A 16,112-nucleotide genomic window follows, 5' to 3' on the forward strand; every position below is an offset into this window, starting at 1 on the left:
TGGCTGCCGGCTTACTCCGATCCCGCCCCTTGCCGGAGCGGGATCTTCGAAACCCTACTGAGACTCGACGCTAATCAAGTGCCAAGCAGGGGAGGGAGCACATTTCGGTGGTGCCTATAAGGTAGTCTTCTCCCCATGTGCCTGATCGCCTTCGCCTGGCAAACCCACCCCCGCTGGCGCCTGCTGCTCGCCGGCAACCGCGATGAATTCCACGCGCGGCCCAGCGCACCGTTGTCGCGTTGGACAGGCATGCCGATCATCGGCGGACGTGATCTCGAAGCGGGTGGCACCTGGCTGGGTGTCACGCCAACGGGACGATGCTGCGTCGTGACCAATGTGCGGGACCCCAGCGACCCGCAGCAGGGTGTATCGCGCGGGCTGCTGGCTACGGACTATCTGGCGGGCTCCGATGATGCAACAGCTCACGCGGACAAGCTGTTGCCTCTGGCGCCCAGCTACCGCCCGTTCAATCTGCTTACGTTCGACCAAGAACACGGTTTCTATATCGGCAATCGCCCTACCTCCAAGGCACAGCCGATCGAGCCCGGCGTACATGGTTTATCCAACGCCGACTTCAATACGCCGTGGCCGAAGACGCGCGCTTTGATGCAGCGCCTGCAGGCGTGGCTGGATGCCGGTCACGAAGTGGACTTCGCGCCGCTGTTCAACGCCCTGGCCAACGAACACCAGGCGCCGGACGAATTGCTGCCCGATACAGGCATGGGACTGGAACGCGAACGCTGGCTATCTTCCGCCTTCATTCGTGGCGAACGCTATGGCACACGCGCCTGCACCATCGTGGCGATCGACCATGCCGGCAAAGGGCTGATCGTCGAACGGCGATTTGGACCAAACGGTCGCTTCGAGGGCGAAAGCGAACTGTCGTTGTAGGCTGGGATGGCAATCCCAGCATCGTGTGTGTTGTATGCATGGTAATGCTGGGTTTGCAACGTAAGCCTACGGAAAATGCCCATCCAGGTAGTACCAGCGCCCTAGTTCGCGCACGAAGCGGCTGATCTCGTGCATGCGCTGGGCCTTGCCGCCGCCATAGCGCAGTCGCGCCACGAACTCTACCGTGGCGCTTTCGCCATCTTCCTCGTGACGCTTTACGTCCAGCCCCAGCCAGCTGGGCGCCGGGTGTTGCGCCGCCAGCTTCAGGCTTGCCGGGCGGGTGCTGGGATGCCAGGTGGCCAGCAGGTAATCCTCACGCTTGAGCACATAGGCGCTATAGCGTGAGCGCATCAACGCTTCGGCGGTTTGTGCAATGCCGCCTTCGTGCAGCGGACCGCAACAGCGGGTGTAACCGCTGTGATTGCCGCACGGGCAGGGTGTGAGGGTGTCGACAACTTGCAAGGCTCGAATCCGGCAGTAACCACGCCGACCATCCTGCTCCCGCCACGCATAAATGCAAGGGGTAGTGCGAAAAGTCATGCATGGCCGGCACTGCGGATCGCTTAAAGTCATCCAGCTGCCGGGAGGGCAGCATTCCCTATTGAATGCATCGGCCGTCAGGGTATGGGCGGCCGAACGCGGCGGAGATTTATTGCATGCACCCGATTCGATCGCTGTTCTCAATGACGGCACTGGCCGTGGGCCTGATGGCGGCCGGCGCCCACGCGCAGACCGCGCCGATGACGCCCGATATTCCTTCCAGTTTCACGGCGCCCACCGAGGCCAACGACTACGTCAAGCGCGTGGTCATGATCCCGATGCGCGATGGGGTGAAGCTGCACACCGTGATCGTGATTCCGAAGGCTGCGCACAATGCGCCGATCCTGCTTACACGTACGCCCTACAACGCAGACAAGCGTAGCGAACGCGAAAAGTCCCCGCACATGCTCGCCCTGCTGCCGGAAGGCGACGAGGTGTTCGTGAAAGCCGGCTACATCCGCGTGTTCCAGGACATTCGCGGCAAGTACGGTTCCGAAGGGCCGTACGTGATGACTTTGCCGCTGCGCGGCCCGCTCAACAGCGGCAAGGTGGACGAATCCACCGATGCCTATGACACCATCGACTGGCTGTCGAAGAACCTGCCCGAATCGAACGGCAAGATCGGCATGCTTGGTTCCTCGTACGAAGGCTTCACCGTGGTGATGGCCCTGGTCAATCCGAACCCGGCCTTGAAAGTGGCTGCACCGGAAAGCCCGATGGTGGACGGCTGGATGGGCGACGACTGGTTCCATTACGGCGCTTTCCGCCAGACCAACTTCGACTACATCACCGCACAGACCACCCAACGCGGCATGGGCTATCGAATCCCGCGCGAGGGCTACGACGACTACAACAATTTCCTGCGTGCCGGTTCAGCTGGCGACTACGCGCGCGCCAATGGGCTGGATGGCCTGCCGTTCTGGCGCAAGATCCACGAAAACCCGGCCTATACGCCGTTCTGGTCGGCCCAGGCGCTGGACAAAGTGATGGCGCAGCAGCCGCTGAAAGTGCCCACCATGTGGCTGCAGGGACTGTGGGACCAGGAAGACATGTACGGTGCCATCCACAGCTACGAAGCAATGGAACCGAAAGACGGCAGCAACAACATGAACTACCTGGTGATGGGCCCATGGCGCCACAGCCAGGTAAACGTCAATGGCAGCACGCTCGGTCCGATGAACTGGGACGGCGATACGGCATTGCAGTTCCGCCGCGACGTCTTGCTGCCGTTCTTCAATCAATACCTCAAGGACGGCGCACCGAAAGCAGATACCCCGCCGGTGCTGATCTACAACACTGCCGAAAACCATTGGGATCGATTCACGCACTGGCCGCTGTCGTGCGAGCACGGTTGCGATTCCACCGCCAAGCCGCTTTATTTGCTGGCCGATGGCCGGGTGTCGTTCGATGCGCCGAAGGCCGGTGATACGAAGTACGACGAGTATGTTTCCGATCCGGCCAAGCCGGTGCCGTATCAGCCGCGCCCGGTGGTGGGTTCGGACCACGATGCCTGGACGCGCTGGCTGCTCAACGACCAGCGTTTCGTCGACGGCCGTCCGGACGTGCTCACCTATGTAAGCGCTCCGCTAAGCGCGCCGCTGCGCGTGAGCGGCGCCCCGCAGGTGAACCTGGTGGCCTCCACCAGCGGTGGCGACAGCGATTGGGTGGTGAAGATCATCGACGTCTATCCCGACACGGTGCCGTCCAATCCGGGCATGGGTGGCTACGAGCTGCCGATTTCGCTGGACATCTTCCGCGGGCGCTATCGCACCAGCTTCGAACATCCAGAGGCCATCGAGGCGAACGCAGCGCTTGCCTACCACTTCCGCCTGCCCACGGTGAACCATGTGTTCGAGCCGGGCCACCGCATCATGGTGCAGGTACAGTCCAGCCTGTTCCCGCTGTACGACCGCAATCCGCAAACCTTCGTGCCGAACATCTTCGATGCCAAGCCGGCGGATTACGTGAAAGCGACGCAGCGCGTATGGCATACGCCGGATCAGGCGAGCTTTGTCAGCTTGCCGGTGGTGTCGGGGCGGTAAGAGCGTTTTCTACTGGCTATTCGCGAGATCTGCTCCCTCCCCTACGTGTAGTGGGGGAGGACCGGGGTGGGGTGAAGCAACCTTGCCGCGGACGCAAACATCACAGCAAGCTCAAACAACCCCACCTCAACCCTCCCCTGCCTTCGCAGGGGAGGGAGTTGTTACGCCGGCCGGCCGCGCAGTACGCGCGCCGGCAACATCAACAAGGCATGCAGGAAGGCAAACACCGCATTCATGGTGAGGCCGAGCAAGCGGAACGGCAGCAACACCAGCCATACGATGGGATACAGCACCAGCGCCAACAGCGCCAGCGGCCAGCAGAACACCAGCAGCAGCAACCAGAGCAGAAAACCGGCCATGGGCGTTACCTCCTGTGCATCGGACGCCTAGACTGTAACGCAGCCCACCCCGGCCGCGTAGATGACTACCAGCATGCCTACGCCATGGGGTTCACGCCAAACAACGCGTTGTGCAGCCAGAACGCAAACAAGGCCCAAAGCACGACACCTGCTACGACAGTTATCACCGTCGCTTTCACCGTTCCCGCCGGATAGACCGTGCCAAGCCGCCGGTCGCGCCGACGCGAGGCCGCAAACAGCACCACCGCCCATAACAGGAAGGCACCGAACAACACCACGTCGTGCAGCATGCCGTTGGCCAGCAGATGGCCGAACGCCCAGGTCTTCACCGCCAGCACCTGCGGATGATGCAGCCTGCCCTTGATCATGTTGTTCGGCACGCGTGCGGCGGGAAACAGGATCAGCGCGATCAGCATGAGTGCGCCATTGAGATGCCGCAGCCACATCGGCGGTACATACAGCAGTACCGGGTGGTGCCTCGCCATGGAGAATCCGACGACGATCAGCACCAGGCTGGTCGCGGCGAGAAGGGAGTAGATCGCTTTCCAGCGATTCAGGCCGATGCGTTCGATCTGGCGGCTGCGCCAGTCGTCGGCGACGATGCGGATGGAGTGCAGGCCGATGAACAGGATCAGGCCGAGGATCAGCACGGACATGGTGGGAGCCTCAAGATAGTTGAAGTACGTCTTGCGCGTCGTAGGCTGGGATGACAATCCCAGCTGCTTTCACGTCTCGTGTTGCTGGGATTGACATCCCAGCCTACGCAACGTCAATTTCCCAGCAATTGCACACGTGCCACAAGTGCCAAGGTCTCGGCATCCAGCGTGACGCGCCCCGTCGACCCTGCCGGCAGCCACGCATCGCCAGGTTGCATGCGTCCATCGGCCGTATCGACATGTCCGCGTGCGCAGTAGATCAGCACAACGGCATCATCCACCACCTGCCGGCCCGGATCCTCCCAGGTCACCAACTCGCCGCGCGCCTTCGCCCGCCGCAACATCAGGTTGAAATCACGCGTAGGCCCGCCATTCAGCGCAATCGTCACCTTGGCTTCACCGGGAAACGCGAAGGGCGCGAAGGGCGTGTCGAGCGCATGGCTGCGGCCATCGTCCAGGGTCATCGTAAAGCCCGCACCCTGCAGCAGTGCGATGTAGCGATCGACGCCATCGAACGAGGAAAACGGCGCGGCGCTATCCACTTCGGCCACGCTGACCCGCCACGCGAAATCCTCCATGCCGGCGCCGGCCGGATGCACGGCCAATTCGCGCGTGCGTCCCATGCCGTTCTTCCATGGCACGGCCGGACAATCGCGCAGGCGGATGATGCTCATGCGTTACGCTCGATCACACGTTGGAACGGGGGCAGGGCTTTAAGCATCTGGCTACCGTATTGCCGCGTGATGACGCGCCGGTCCAGCAGCACGATGCGGCCACGATCGGTCTCGCTGCGGATCAGGCGGCCGCAATACTGGATCAGCAGGCGGGTGGCCTCCGGCACGGCCACCTCCATGAAAGGATTGCGTCCGCGTGACTCCAGCCATTCGGCGTATGTCGCGCCGACGGGGTCGGTGGGCACGGCGAACGGCAGCTGCGTGATCACCACCGTTTCGCACAGCTTGCCGGGCAGGTCCAGGCCTTCGCCGAACGACGCGAGGCCGAACAGCGTGCTGCCCTTGCCGGCTTCAATCGCCGCGACATGTTCGGCGATCAATTGCGTTTTGCCGAGCGAGCCCTGTGCACGTACCTTGCGCACCCTGTCGATCGGCAGGCGTTGCAGCACGCGTTCGAGTTTGGCGCGCGAGGTGAATAGCACCAGGTTGCCGGCCTCCCAATCCAGGTTTTCCGCCAGCCAGTCGGTGACTTCCTGCGCATGCTGTTCGCGTGCATCGGGCAAGGCGGATACGGCCGGTATTTCAAGGCGTGCCTGCGCACCGAGATCGAAAGGCGAGGGCAGGCTCACTGTCACGGCCTCGTTCGGCAAGCCCACCGCATCGGCAAAACCGCGGAAATTGCCGCCCACGCTCAGCGTGGCGGAGGTCATCACTACGGCGCTGGCGTTGTCCCACAGGATATTGCGCAGCAAGGCGCCGGCGGAAACGGCTGAAGCGTGACAAACCAGTTGCTGGTCGTTCGCCAGCGTGACCCAGCGCGCCAGTGGCGGCGCGTGTTCCGGATCGTCGCTGGACCATGCACGCCAGGTGCGCACTTGGCGATCGATACGCTCCAGCGCCATGCCCAGCTCGCGCGACAAGGCCTCTTGGGTGGGACCGCCCTCGCTCATCTCGGTGACCGCGCGGCGCACGGTCGTCAGCCAACGCTGTACTTCGGAGGCGGCGACATACAGCACGGTGGCGTGATGCACCCAGTTGTCCGGGAGCTGTCCGAGTGAACCCCGATACATCGGCTCGGTTTCGGCAGGGTCGGGCAACCATGCCTGGCGGATTTCCTTCTCCAGCTCCTCCAGCGCGTTGCTGAGTTCCTGCAGCTTTTCATCGCCGGCATCCAGCGTGAGCTTGCCGATCACTTCCTTGTCGGTGAGCGAATAGGCGGCATGCACCTGCCGGCCCAACCGGCTTAGCTGCCGTACCGCCGTGGTGAGAAAAACTTCCGCTGCGCCGCGATCGATCGTCTTGCCGGGCATGTGATGCGCTTCATCGAACACGTACAGCGTGTCGTCCGGCTTGGGTAGGAATACGCCTCCCCAGCTCTCATCTCCGCTGGACAGGGTGAGGTCGGCAAGCACCAGATCCTGATTGGCCACGATGATGTCGGCGTCCGCAGCGGCGCGTCGCGCCGCAAAGAACGGGCAGGCCATGAAATGCGCGCAGCGTCGGCCGGTGCAACCTCCCGAGCTGGTGGTGATCATCGCGCGCAGCATGTCGCTGGGTGTCTCGGGGGCGGCATCCATGTCGCCGTTCCATTGATGGTGATCGAACGCCTCGATGAGCTTGCGCAACACTTGCTTGTCGCGTTCGGCCGGAGGCTTGCTCCAAATGGCAAGGTCCGCGTCCAGCCCCAGGCCGAGCTGCGGGTTCTCGCCCAGGCTGCCTGCGGCCATGCGCAAGTCGCGCGGGCACAGATAGCGGCCGCGTCCCTTGGCGAGTGCCACCTTCATTTCGCGGCCGTTGAGCTTCAGATACAGCGGAATGTCGCGCTCGACCAGCTGCTCCTGCAAGGCGACCGTGGCGGTGGCAATCAGCAGTTTCTTTTTCAGCGCCTGCGCCGCTTCCACCCCGGCGATCAGGTAAGCCATGGATTTACCGGTGCCGGTGGGGGCTTCGATCACGGCGGCACCGCCGCTCTGTGCGAGCGCCTTGGCTACCTCGGCAATCATGCGTGTTTGCGCCGCGCGCGCGCGAAAGCCCGGCAACCCGTCTTTCACCCGCGCATAGGCGTCGCGGATACTGCCCTTGATGGCATCAGTGAGCATGGACTTCCTGCTGCGTGATGCTCAGCGCCACGGCTTCCGCCACGCGAATGCCGTCGACGCCGGCCGAGAGTATGCCGCCAGCATAACCGGCGCCTTCACCGGCAGGAAACAGGCCGCGTGTGTTCAGGCTCTGCAAGTCGTCGTCGTTGCGACGGATTCGCACTGGCGACGACGTTCGCGTTTCCACGCCGGTAAAGATCGCATCCGGCCGTGCGAATCCCTTGATCTTGCGATCGAAGGCGGGCATCGCTTCGCGAATCGCTACGATGGCGTAATCCGGCAGTGCCGAAGACAGATCCGTCAGGTGCACGCCGGGTTTGTAGGAGGGTAGCACTTCACCGAATGCGGTCGATGCTCTTCCGGCAATGAAATCGCCGACGAGCTGCCCTGGCGCATCATACGTGCCGCCACCAAGCTCGAACGCGCGGCTTTCCAACTGACGCTGCAGAGTGATGCCGGCAAGCGGGCTGCCGCTGTTGTCATAAGGAATGAAATCGCAGGGCTCGATGCCGACCACGATTGCCGCATTGGCGTTGCGCTCGTTGCGCGAATACTGGCTCATGCCGTTGGTGACCACGCGCCCCGGTTCGCTGGTGGCCGCGACCACCGTGCCGCCCGGGCACATGCAGAAGCTGTACACCGAGCGGCCGTTGCGACAGTGATGCACCAACTTGTAGTCCGCAGCGCCCAGCAGTGGATGGCCGGCTTGCGAGCCGAAACGGTCGCGGTCAATCAGGGATTGCGGATGCTCCACACGGAAGCCGATCGAAAAAGGCTTGGCTTCCAGATACACGCCGCGCTTGTGCAGCACTTCGACGGTGTCGCGGGCACTATGGCCGAGCGCGAGCACCACGTGGTCCGTGCGAATCTGCTCGCCGTCCGCCAGCATGACGCCGCGAACATGACGCACGCCTTGCGCATCGGTTTCGACCAGCAGGTCGTCCACGCGCTGTTGAAAGCGGACTTCCCCGCCTAGCGCTTCGATGGTGTTGCGCATGTTCTCCACCATCGTCACCAGGCGGAAGGTGCCGATGTGCGGCTTGCTCACATAGACGATTTCTTGCGGCGCGCCGGCTTTGACGAACTCCGTGAGCACCTTGCGGCCGTAATGCTTTGGATCGGAAATCTGGCTGTACAGCTTGCCGTCGGAAAACGTGCCCGCGCCGCCCTCGCCGAACTGCACGTTCGACTCCGGGTGCAGGTTGCGCTTGCGCCACAGATCCCAGGTGTCCCTGGTACGCTCACGCACCGCCTTGCCGCGCTCCAAGATGATCGGCCGAAAGCCCATCTGCGCCAGCACCAGCCCGGCGAACAGGCCGCAGGGGCCCATTCCGACCACTACTGGGCGGTGTTCGAGCCTGGCCGGTGCCGTCGCTACGAAGCTGTATTCCGTATCCGGCGTGGGACGCACGTGCGGATCGTCGGCGAAACGCGCCAGCAACTTGGCCTCGTCGGCAACGTCTACGTCCAGTGTGTAGATCAGCAGGATCGCCCCACGCTTGCGGGCATCGTAGCCGCGGCGGAACACGCTGTAGCCGCGAATGGCCGAAGCGCCGACGTGCAGCCTGGCGCGAACGGCGGCGGCCAGGGCTTCCTCGGGGTGGTCCAGGGGGAGCTTGATGTCGGTCAGTCGCAGCATGCGGGGCGGGACGGATGAAACGGCAGGCTATTGTCGCAAAGCTGGCCCCTTTGCGCCGCTTCTGGCACAGAAATTCCAGCTTGCAGCAGACTGCTCCCTCCCCTACGTGTAGTAGGGGAGGGTTGGGGTGGGGTGAAGCAACCTCGCGGCGATATCAAACAGGGTGGCAAGCTCACGCAACCCCACCCCAGCCCTCCCTTGCATGCCGGGAAGGGAGTGATGGCACACCGCTCAGGCCTCGGCCGCCACCTGCCGCAACGTCTGCTCGAACAGCTCCGGCGGCTGCCCACCCTGAACCAGGTACTTGTCGTTGATGATCACCGAAGGCACCGCATGGATGCCCTGCGTCTGGTAGAAACGCTCCTGTTCGCGCACTTCGTCCGCAAAGCGGTTTTCCGTCAGCACGTTGCGCGCCTCCGCGATATCCAGCCCGACTTCGCCGGCAACCCGCGCCAGCACCTCCTGCGAGCTGACGTTCTCACCCTTGGTGAAATACGCCTCCAGTAAAGCCAGCTTCAGAGCGGGCTGTCTGCCTTCCAGTCCTGCCCAATGCAGCAGGCGGTGCGCATCGAAGGTGTTGTAGATGCGACTGCGTTTGTCCATGTCGAAGACGAAGCCCAGGCTGGCTCCACGCTGGCGGATACCTTCCTGGTTCTTCGCCATCTGCTCCGGCGTGCTGCTGTACTTGCGCGTCAGGTGTTCAGCTACGTCCTCCCCCTCCGGCCCCATCTGCGGATTCAGCTCGAACGGCTGGAAATGCAACTCGGCCACCACCTCGCCATCCAGCCGCTCAAGCGCCTGCTGCAGGGATTTGAGGCCGATGGCGCACCAGGGACAGACGACGTCGGAGACGAAATCGATTTTAAGGTGGGTTGGGGCTTTCACGTGCTTTCCTGGCTTACTAGCGGTAGTTCGCAGGAATTTGGGCGACTGCACGGTAAATCAATGGGGTTGTCTGTGCGCTCCGGCAAAGCTAAAAAGGGGGAGCGAGCAAGCTCGCTCCCCTCTGGTATCCGGAGTTACAGGTCACCGGCCAAATTTGTAACTAGCCTCCACCGAGAACATGCGGCCATAGACGTCATAGTTCTTTTTGTTATAGGGCGCCGATGACGTACCCGGAAAGCTGCGGTCGATAGGGGGCATCGCATTGAACAGATTGTTCACGATGAAGGACACGTCAAGGTTGGTCAGTGGTTTGTATGACACGCTGGTATTAAAGGTTACCCATGTAGGCAATGTTCCTTCACCTGGTTTTGTATAGGGGGAAGACGCGTTTAGCGTCACCAAATAATTGGGTGATCTGCCGTAGCGAGATGCGTAGAGAGTGGCGCCCCATTTTGTGAGCCTCCAGTTCAGTGATGCCGAAAATTTGGTTTTGAAGTCCGTGCTCCAGTAGGGTGATCGAAGCAGATCGACATAAGGATCACCGGCATAAGGTTGGTACTTGTGCTGCAAAATGTCGGTGTAGTTGAGGCTTGGGCTGAACTCGCCGAAACTTCCCATGGAAAACACGTAATTGAAGCTCACATTCATCGCGTCAATGGTTTCATTCGAAACGTTGACCTTGGGGGTGTAAATTCCGATCAATTCACCTTTAGCATTGCGAGTGATCTTGCTGATGGCCGACTGACAGCTGGGCGAAGAAATATCGAGTTGACCAAGCCGGCAGGCTGCCTCTTGCAATAGGAGCTTGTCGCCGTCTTCGAAGGCGACCTCATCCTTGATATTCCAGTGATAGAAGTCCGCAGCAAGCGCCATGCGTGGCACTGGCGACAGTATAAAGCCCGCGCTCCAGTTGGTAGCGGAAATGGGCCTGAGTTCCGGATTGCCCGATTGGAGCCCTTTTACGGATACGCCGTTGTACTTGGCAGGGCAGTTGATCGTTGCAACACTGGGGTCATAGCCTAATAGCGCGCAATTGTAGTAATCCGTGGTATTGACGTAATAAGTGCTAGGACCAGTGAACTGATCGGCCAGCGTAGGTGCTTTGAAGGACGTGCCATACCTGGCGCGCAGCAAGAGTAAATCGCCAAGAGGACGATATTCCAGGCCTACGCTATAAGCGGGCTTGCTAACGGTGCTGCTGGCCACTTTGTAGGCATCAAAACGGGCTGACGCGCTCAAGGTTAACTCGGGCAGCAATGGTAGGCGCCACTCGTTTGCTACGGCAAAACGAGAGCGGTGACCGGCGCCCTGCACAGCGCTCTGGCCCCAAACGCCATCCGTCAGCAAGCGAAGATCGGGTGAATAGTCCCAGCCTTCATTGCCGGCTTCAAACAGAAACGCCACCCCGAGATCTCCGCCAGGCATCTTTGCAAGAGATGAATGGGTCAAGGTCATACGGCCGATGTTCTGCCAGGTTTTGGCACGCGTTGTCAGGTAGCCGGCAAAACTGTTGAAGTCGCTGTTGGAAATGGGGGTGTAGAACGCTTCATAGTTCGGCCGGAACGTGCTGAAGCCATTGCCGTGAGGGTCGGGACCTAAGTCTGGACCGAGTACGTGGACGGCAAAAAAATCTTCCATGGCACCCTTAAAACGAGCGAGCGGCCGCTGCACCAGCTTGTCCTCGCCGTGCATGACACTGATGTCGTATTCCCAGTCGGAGGTGCCGAGTACCCCCTTTGCCCCGAGCGTCAGCGTGTAGTTACGTTCATAGGTTTTGTACATGGCGTGTTGGTAACCGCCAACTTCTTCCGGGCTAAAGCTCTTCTGGAGATTGATGTAATCGTCCAGGTCGGGATCGTAGATGTAGGTGTACTTGCTGGATGATCCCCACCACAGGGTGCTCGCTCCGTTGTTCCATTTTTCACGATCGAAGTTGTAACTGAAGTCCCCATACCATTGAGTAGTTTCGCTGAGGTCATAAGTGGACCGGGTGTAGATGCTGGCCGTTCTGCTGTCGCCGGAAAGAGTTGAGGTGCCGGGGGAGTAGAATGAGCCACAATACTCGCCCTGCCTGGGGCGATTGCGCAAGTCTTCCGTACCGCCGAATTGTCCCCTTGTGAGGGCGCAGCGATTCGGGTCGAGCATGTAATAACTGTTGCTTACTTTGGTGTTGTAAATAAGGTAGTCACGATTGGCGAGAGCCGACGAACTACCGTTCTCAAAGTAGTGTGAGGTCCACGAACGATCAGCCGACCAGATGGGTTGATAGCTTTCCAGTTGTGCACCGGCGGTGAGAGTGAATTTGTTGAATTTGAAGGTATTGGCGACGCTGATGTGCCGGTTCGCGCCGCCGTTCAGTCCATCCCATCCGTAGCGCACATCAACAATAGGCGTATCGATTTTCTTCTTCATGATGATGTTTATCACGCCGGCGATGGCATCTGATCCGTACAGCGTGGATTGACCGCCAGGAAGAAAATCTATGCGCTCGACCAGGTCGGTCGGAATGGTGTTTAGGTTGTTGATGACTTCGGTGCTGTTGTATAGCGCCGGAAAGTTGTTCAACGATCTTCCGTCAATGAGAATCTTTATGTAGCCAGGATTAAGCCCGAAAAAGCTGGCCGTCTTGGCGCCAGGAGTGAAGCTGTTGGTGTTCTGAGCGTTTTGAACGCTTCCTGTGGCGAAAGTAATATGTTGAAGGGCCTGTGCGACCGTGGCAAAGCCATTTGCCTTGAGCTGCTCGGAGGTGATAGTGGTTGTGGGTGTGAACGTTTCAATCTGCGTCTGCGGTATCAGCGAGCCGGTGACCGTTATCGCCTCCAGTTTTTTCTTTGAAGCGCCATCGATATTTGTCGCTCCGTTGTCTTGAGCAAACGCACTGCCGTATCCGCCAGCGCATGCCAATACCAGCAAGGTGCGATTAAGGGTCTTTCCTGATTTCAAGCCGTGGTCTCCTTGAGGTCGCCGTCGCACCGCCTGCTGGCTTGGCGTACGGAGAATGACGAGTCGTGGCGACGCTTCGCGCAGGCATGCACGGCATCAGTCACGGATGGGCGGTTCAACCCCTGGAGGGAATGCTTTGCCGAACCGTCGGCAATAAGTTAGCGAGCAGCGTTTTGGCGACAATCGGGGAATGCGATGCCGTGGCGTACGGGGGCATCGTCGGCACTCTGCGGTGCGAAGGATGTGCGCTTACAGCGCTGTACTAGGAACTAGTACGAAGGGACTTTGGCCATGCCGCCAAGGTACAAGGTGCCGTGTGCAGGGTGATGCATCACCCTGCACGGAGGGGGAGCTTTACTGCTTGCCGATGAAATCCTGCTTGCCGATATTCGTGCCGGCCTCGCGCAGGATGTTGTAGGCAGTGGTGCAATGGAAGAACAGGTTCGGTATCACGAAGTGCAGCAGGTAGGCCTCGCCTTCGAAGTGCTGTTCGCCATTGCGAGTCTTCAGCGTGATCGCGCGCGTTTCGCTGCCGTCGATCTGTTCGGGCTTGAAGCCCTTGATGTAGTCGATGGCGCGCTCGATGCGCGAGTGCAGCTCGTCGAACGAGGTTTCGTTGTCCTCGAACTTCAGCGGATCGACGCCGGCCAGGCGGGCGGTGCCGTTTTTGGCCATGTCGGTGGCGATCTGCACCTGCTTGACCAACGGCAGCATGTCGGGGATGAGGCGGGTCTGCAGCATCACCGATCCTTCCACGCTTTTTTCCTTGGCGTGCTTTTCCCCGAGCTTGAGCACGTGATGGAGGTTGGTAAGCGCACGTACGAACAGAGGCACGGAAGCTTGATACATCGAGAGGCTCATGGGGATGACTCCGGGTGATGATGAGAGAGGGAATCGTGCGTGACCACGTCGGCGACAGACGAGAAATCGCTGGGCAGCGACGTTGCCGGCTGTTCGTCCGACGTTTGCACCAGGTGCAGATGGCGAATCGCATAGCCGGCAATGACAGTGGCTATCGTCATCTGCAACGCCGCCAACACGAAGGCGATGCCGGGTAGATGCATGGGGGCGTGATTGCTGATGAACAAGCCGAACAGGTTGGCGTACAGCGCCGGCCCGAAGATGCCGGCCAGGCTGGCCAGGCTGGTCAGCGCGCCTTGCAGGCGGCCTTGCTCGTGCGGATCCACTTGATGCGTCATCAGGGCTTGCGAAGGAGGCCCGGCCAGGCCGCCCAGGGCAAGCAGCGGGATGCCCAGCAGGAACATCCAGCCCAAGGGAGCGAGGCCGAACACCAGATAGCCGGCCACCGCCAGCGGCATGCCCAGCATGATCATGCGCCGCTCACCGAGTTTCGGCATCAAACGGCGCACCAGTCCCGCCTGCACGATGCCGGTGCAAAGGCCGACGAGGGCGAGCGTGCCGCCCACCGCTTCCGGGCCCCAGCCATAGCGGTAATCGGCATAGAGCACGTAGGTGGCGTTGAGCGAAAACTGGGCCAGGGTGATCAGGAAGTACACCGTGGCCATCGCAAACACCTGCGGATAGCGGCGCAATAGCACCAGCGCGCCAAATGGGTTCGCGTGACGCCATTCGAAGTGCTTGCTGCGACGTTCGGGCGGCAGCGACTCCGGCAGGACAAAATAGCCGTAGCAGAAATTGATCAGCGATAGCGCGGCGGCCACCCAGAACGGCAAGCGGACGCTGATATGGCCAAGCAGGCCGCCCAGCGCAGGCCCCGTGATGAAGCCGATCGCGAACGCCGCGCCGAGCGCCCCGTAAGACGCTGCGCGCTTTTCCTTCGGGATGATGTCGGCGATGTAGGCGTTGGCGGTGGAGAAGCTTGCCGCGCAGATGCCCGATACCAGGCGCCCCAGGAACAGCAGCCACACCGTTGGCGCCAGGGCGATCACGATGAAGTCGATGCCCAGGCCGAAGCAGGAAATCAGGATCACCGCGCGGCGGCCGAAGCGATCCGACAGCGTGCCCTGCACCGGCGAGAAGATGAATTGCATCAGCATGAACGTGGTGCTGATCCAGCCCACCCATACGGCTGCCTGCGCCATGCTGCCGCCGCTCAACTGCACGATCAGGTGCGGCAACACCGGAATGATGATGCCGAAGGCCAGCATGTCCACCATCACCGTCACGAAGATGAAGGCGAACGCGGCGGTTTGGCGTGAAGGGCGAACGTTAGAGGCTGAGTCCATGCAATGAACGCGGATGGCTACCGGGCGTGTAGGGTCAAAGCCGCAACGATAGCCGATGCGGCCTGGCTTGGCATGGGCTGGAGGGTGCGGGAAATGTCGCGGGGTGTCCTGCTACTCGCGCGATGCGAAGAGGATGTACGGACTCGCCCTAACGGCGTCGCCCCTACGAAAGCCGGGGCGCTGAAAACCAAGTCGCTGAGCCCCGGCTTTCGCCGGGGCGACGAATGACGAGTCAGCGCGGCGGCTGCATCAATTCCTGCGGATTCAGGTACCCGTGGTGATGGCGGTCCAGCCGGTGGAACTCGCGCCGCAGATTGTCCTGCCACTCTTGCAAGGTCACCGGCTTGCCGTGCCCGCCGGGCAGTTCCTCCGGCTCCAGCACGCCGTCGTGATTGAGATCCCGCCGGTAGAAGCCCTGGCTCATGTAGGCTACATACTCGGCCTCGCTGATGCGCCCGTCGCCATTGCTGTCCATGGCTTGGAACAGGCCGGCCCCGGTGCTTTGCGCAAGCGCGGCCATGGGCAGCCCCAGCAGCAGGCAGGCCAGGGCCGAACGCATCAGCGGCGGCCGCCCTGGATGCCGATGAAATCCAGGAACTCGGCGCGGGTGCGGGCGTCGTCGCGGAACGCGCCCAGCATCTGGCTGGTGATCATCGACACGCCGCGCTTGTGCACGCCGCGCGTGGTCATGCATTCGTGGCTGGCATCGATCACCACCGCCACGCCCGCCGGGTTGAGGTTGTCCTGGATGCAGCGTGCGATTTCCGCGGTCATCTTTTCCTGTACCTGAAAGCGGCGCGCGTATGCATCCACTACGCGTGCCAGCTTGCTGATGCCCACCACGCGGTGGGTGGGCAGGTAGCCCACGTAGGCGCGCCCGATGATCGGCGCCATGTGGTGTTCGCAATGGCTTTCGAACTCGATGTCGCGCAGCACCACCATCTCGTCGTAGCCGGCTACCTCCTCAAAGGTGCGGCGCAGGTATTCGCCCGGATCGATCAGGTAGCCGTTGAACCAGTCGCGGTAGGCCTTCACCACGCGGCGCGGCGTATCGAGCAGGCCCTCGCGCTGCGGATCGTCGCCGGCCCAGCGCAACAGCGTACGCACAGCCTCTTCGGCCTGTTCGCGGGTGACTTCGGTGGGCTCGTGCTCGCTCATGCGGCTTCCTTGGTACGGG

At 61.4% G+C, this 16,112-nt stretch carries 14 protein-coding genes; 2 read left to right on the plus strand and 12 right to left on the minus strand.

Going from position 1 to position 16,112, the window contains the following annotated elements:
* The first annotated feature begins 135 nt into the window (after nucleotides 1–135).
* The gene (locus EKH80_RS21650; RefSeq protein WP_126686885.1) at nucleotides 136–891 is read left to right on the plus strand and encodes an NRDE family protein; all 756 of its coding nucleotides are present in this window, start codon (nucleotides 136–138) and stop codon (nucleotides 889–891) included.
* A gap of 66 nt (nucleotides 892–957) precedes the next feature.
* Here the strand turns inward: EKH80_RS21650 and EKH80_RS21655 are convergent, their stop codons facing one another.
* A complete protein-coding gene (locus tag EKH80_RS21655) occupies nucleotides 958–1,353 on the minus strand; it encodes a YchJ family protein (protein WP_126686886.1) in 396 nt (131 codons plus the stop codon).
* Between the two features lie 221 nt (nucleotides 1,354–1,574).
* Here EKH80_RS21655 and EKH80_RS21660 point away from each other — a divergent pair, with 221 nt between their 5' ends.
* On the plus strand, nucleotides 1,575–3,473 hold the full coding sequence (locus EKH80_RS21660) for a CocE/NonD family hydrolase (RefSeq protein WP_230473877.1): 1,899 nt from the start codon (nucleotides 1,575–1,577) through the stop codon (nucleotides 3,471–3,473).
* A gap of 161 nt (nucleotides 3,474–3,634) precedes the next feature.
* On the opposite strand, the gene EKH80_RS21665 is transcribed toward EKH80_RS21660, so the two are convergent.
* The 11 genes from EKH80_RS21665 to folE form a co-directional block, all read right to left on the minus strand.
* Nucleotides 3,635–3,832 (minus strand): hypothetical protein, encoded by a 198-nt coding sequence (locus tag EKH80_RS21665; RefSeq protein ID WP_126686888.1) that lies wholly within the window; start codon nucleotides 3,830–3,832, stop codon nucleotides 3,635–3,637.
* Between the two features lie 77 nt (nucleotides 3,833–3,909).
* Nucleotides 3,910–4,545, minus strand: a complete 636-nt coding sequence (locus tag EKH80_RS21670) for an NnrU family protein (protein ID WP_230473874.1) — start codon at nucleotides 4,543–4,545, stop codon at nucleotides 3,910–3,912.
* Between the two features lie 56 nt (nucleotides 4,546–4,601).
* On the minus strand, nucleotides 4,602–5,162 hold the full coding sequence (locus tag EKH80_RS21675; RefSeq protein WP_126686889.1) for a HutD/Ves family protein: 561 nt from the start codon (nucleotides 5,160–5,162) through the stop codon (nucleotides 4,602–4,604).
* A complete protein-coding gene (gene dinG / locus EKH80_RS21680) occupies nucleotides 5,159–7,261 on the minus strand; it encodes an ATP-dependent DNA helicase DinG (protein WP_126686890.1) in 2,103 nt (700 codons plus the stop codon). The genes EKH80_RS21675 and dinG overlap by 4 nt, the downstream gene beginning before the upstream one ends.
* Entirely contained in the window at nucleotides 7,251–8,900 is a 1,650-nt protein-coding gene (locus EKH80_RS21685) for an NAD(P)/FAD-dependent oxidoreductase (protein ID WP_126686891.1), read from the minus strand. Before EKH80_RS21685 ends, dinG begins: the two co-directional genes overlap by 11 nt.
* Before the next feature lie 231 nt (nucleotides 8,901–9,131).
* Nucleotides 9,132–9,785 (minus strand): DsbA family oxidoreductase, encoded by a 654-nt coding sequence (locus tag EKH80_RS21690; RefSeq protein WP_126686892.1) that lies wholly within the window; start codon nucleotides 9,783–9,785, stop codon nucleotides 9,132–9,134.
* A 141-nt stretch (nucleotides 9,786–9,926) separates the two neighbouring features.
* On the minus strand, nucleotides 9,927–12,728 hold the full coding sequence (locus EKH80_RS21695; RefSeq protein ID WP_230473875.1) for a TonB-dependent receptor plug domain-containing protein: 2,802 nt from the start codon (nucleotides 12,726–12,728) through the stop codon (nucleotides 9,927–9,929).
* Between the two features lie 354 nt (nucleotides 12,729–13,082).
* On the minus strand, nucleotides 13,083–13,589 hold the full coding sequence (locus EKH80_RS21700; RefSeq protein ID WP_126686893.1) for a DUF1993 domain-containing protein: 507 nt from the start codon (nucleotides 13,587–13,589) through the stop codon (nucleotides 13,083–13,085).
* On the minus strand, nucleotides 13,586–14,935 hold the full coding sequence (locus EKH80_RS21705; RefSeq protein ID WP_126686894.1) for a TCR/Tet family MFS transporter: 1,350 nt from the start codon (nucleotides 14,933–14,935) through the stop codon (nucleotides 13,586–13,588). Before EKH80_RS21705 ends, EKH80_RS21700 begins: the two co-directional genes overlap by 4 nt.
* Before the next feature lie 232 nt (nucleotides 14,936–15,167).
* The gene (locus tag EKH80_RS21710; protein WP_126686895.1) at nucleotides 15,168–15,494 is read right to left on the minus strand and encodes an EF-hand domain-containing protein; all 327 of its coding nucleotides are present in this window, start codon (nucleotides 15,492–15,494) and stop codon (nucleotides 15,168–15,170) included.
* On the minus strand, nucleotides 15,494–16,093 hold the full coding sequence (gene folE, locus EKH80_RS21715; protein WP_126686896.1) for a GTP cyclohydrolase I FolE: 600 nt from the start codon (nucleotides 16,091–16,093) through the stop codon (nucleotides 15,494–15,496). The genes EKH80_RS21710 and folE overlap by 1 nt, the downstream gene beginning before the upstream one ends.
* Nucleotides 16,094–16,112: the final 19 nt, after the last annotated feature.

It is taken from the genome of Dyella choica, from assembly GCF_003977665.1.
In the GTDB taxonomy this organism is placed as follows: domain Bacteria; phylum Pseudomonadota; class Gammaproteobacteria; order Xanthomonadales; family Rhodanobacteraceae; genus Dyella_B; species Dyella_B choica.

Coding starts and splice junctions, on each gene's coding strand:
- EKH80_RS21700 (WP_126686893.1), bottom strand. CDS start 13,589: ATGAGCCTCTCGATGTATCAAGCTTCCGTGCCTCTGTTCGTACGTGCG.
- EKH80_RS21650 (WP_126686885.1), top strand. CDS start 136: ATGTGCCTGATCGCCTTCGCCTGGCAAACCCACCCCCGCTGGCGCCTG.
- dinG (WP_126686890.1), bottom strand. CDS start 7,261: ATGCTCACTGATGCCATCAAGGGCAGTATCCGCGACGCCTATGCGCGG.
- folE (WP_126686896.1), bottom strand. CDS start 16,093: ATGAGCGAGCACGAGCCCACCGAAGTCACCCGCGAACAGGCCGAAGAG.
- EKH80_RS21675 (WP_126686889.1), bottom strand. CDS start 5,162: ATGAGCATCATCCGCCTGCGCGATTGTCCGGCCGTGCCATGGAAGAAC.
- EKH80_RS21705 (WP_126686894.1), bottom strand. CDS start 14,935: ATGGACTCAGCCTCTAACGTTCGCCCTTCACGCCAAACCGCCGCGTTC.
- EKH80_RS21710 (WP_126686895.1), bottom strand. CDS start 15,494: ATGCGTTCGGCCCTGGCCTGCCTGCTGCTGGGGCTGCCCATGGCCGCG.
- EKH80_RS21685 (WP_126686891.1), bottom strand. CDS start 8,900: ATGCTGCGACTGACCGACATCAAGCTCCCCCTGGACCACCCCGAGGAA.
- EKH80_RS21665 (WP_126686888.1), bottom strand. CDS start 3,832: ATGGCCGGTTTTCTGCTCTGGTTGCTGCTGCTGGTGTTCTGCTGGCCG.
- EKH80_RS21660 (WP_230473877.1), top strand. CDS start 1,575: ATGACGGCACTGGCCGTGGGCCTGATGGCGGCCGGCGCCCACGCGCAG.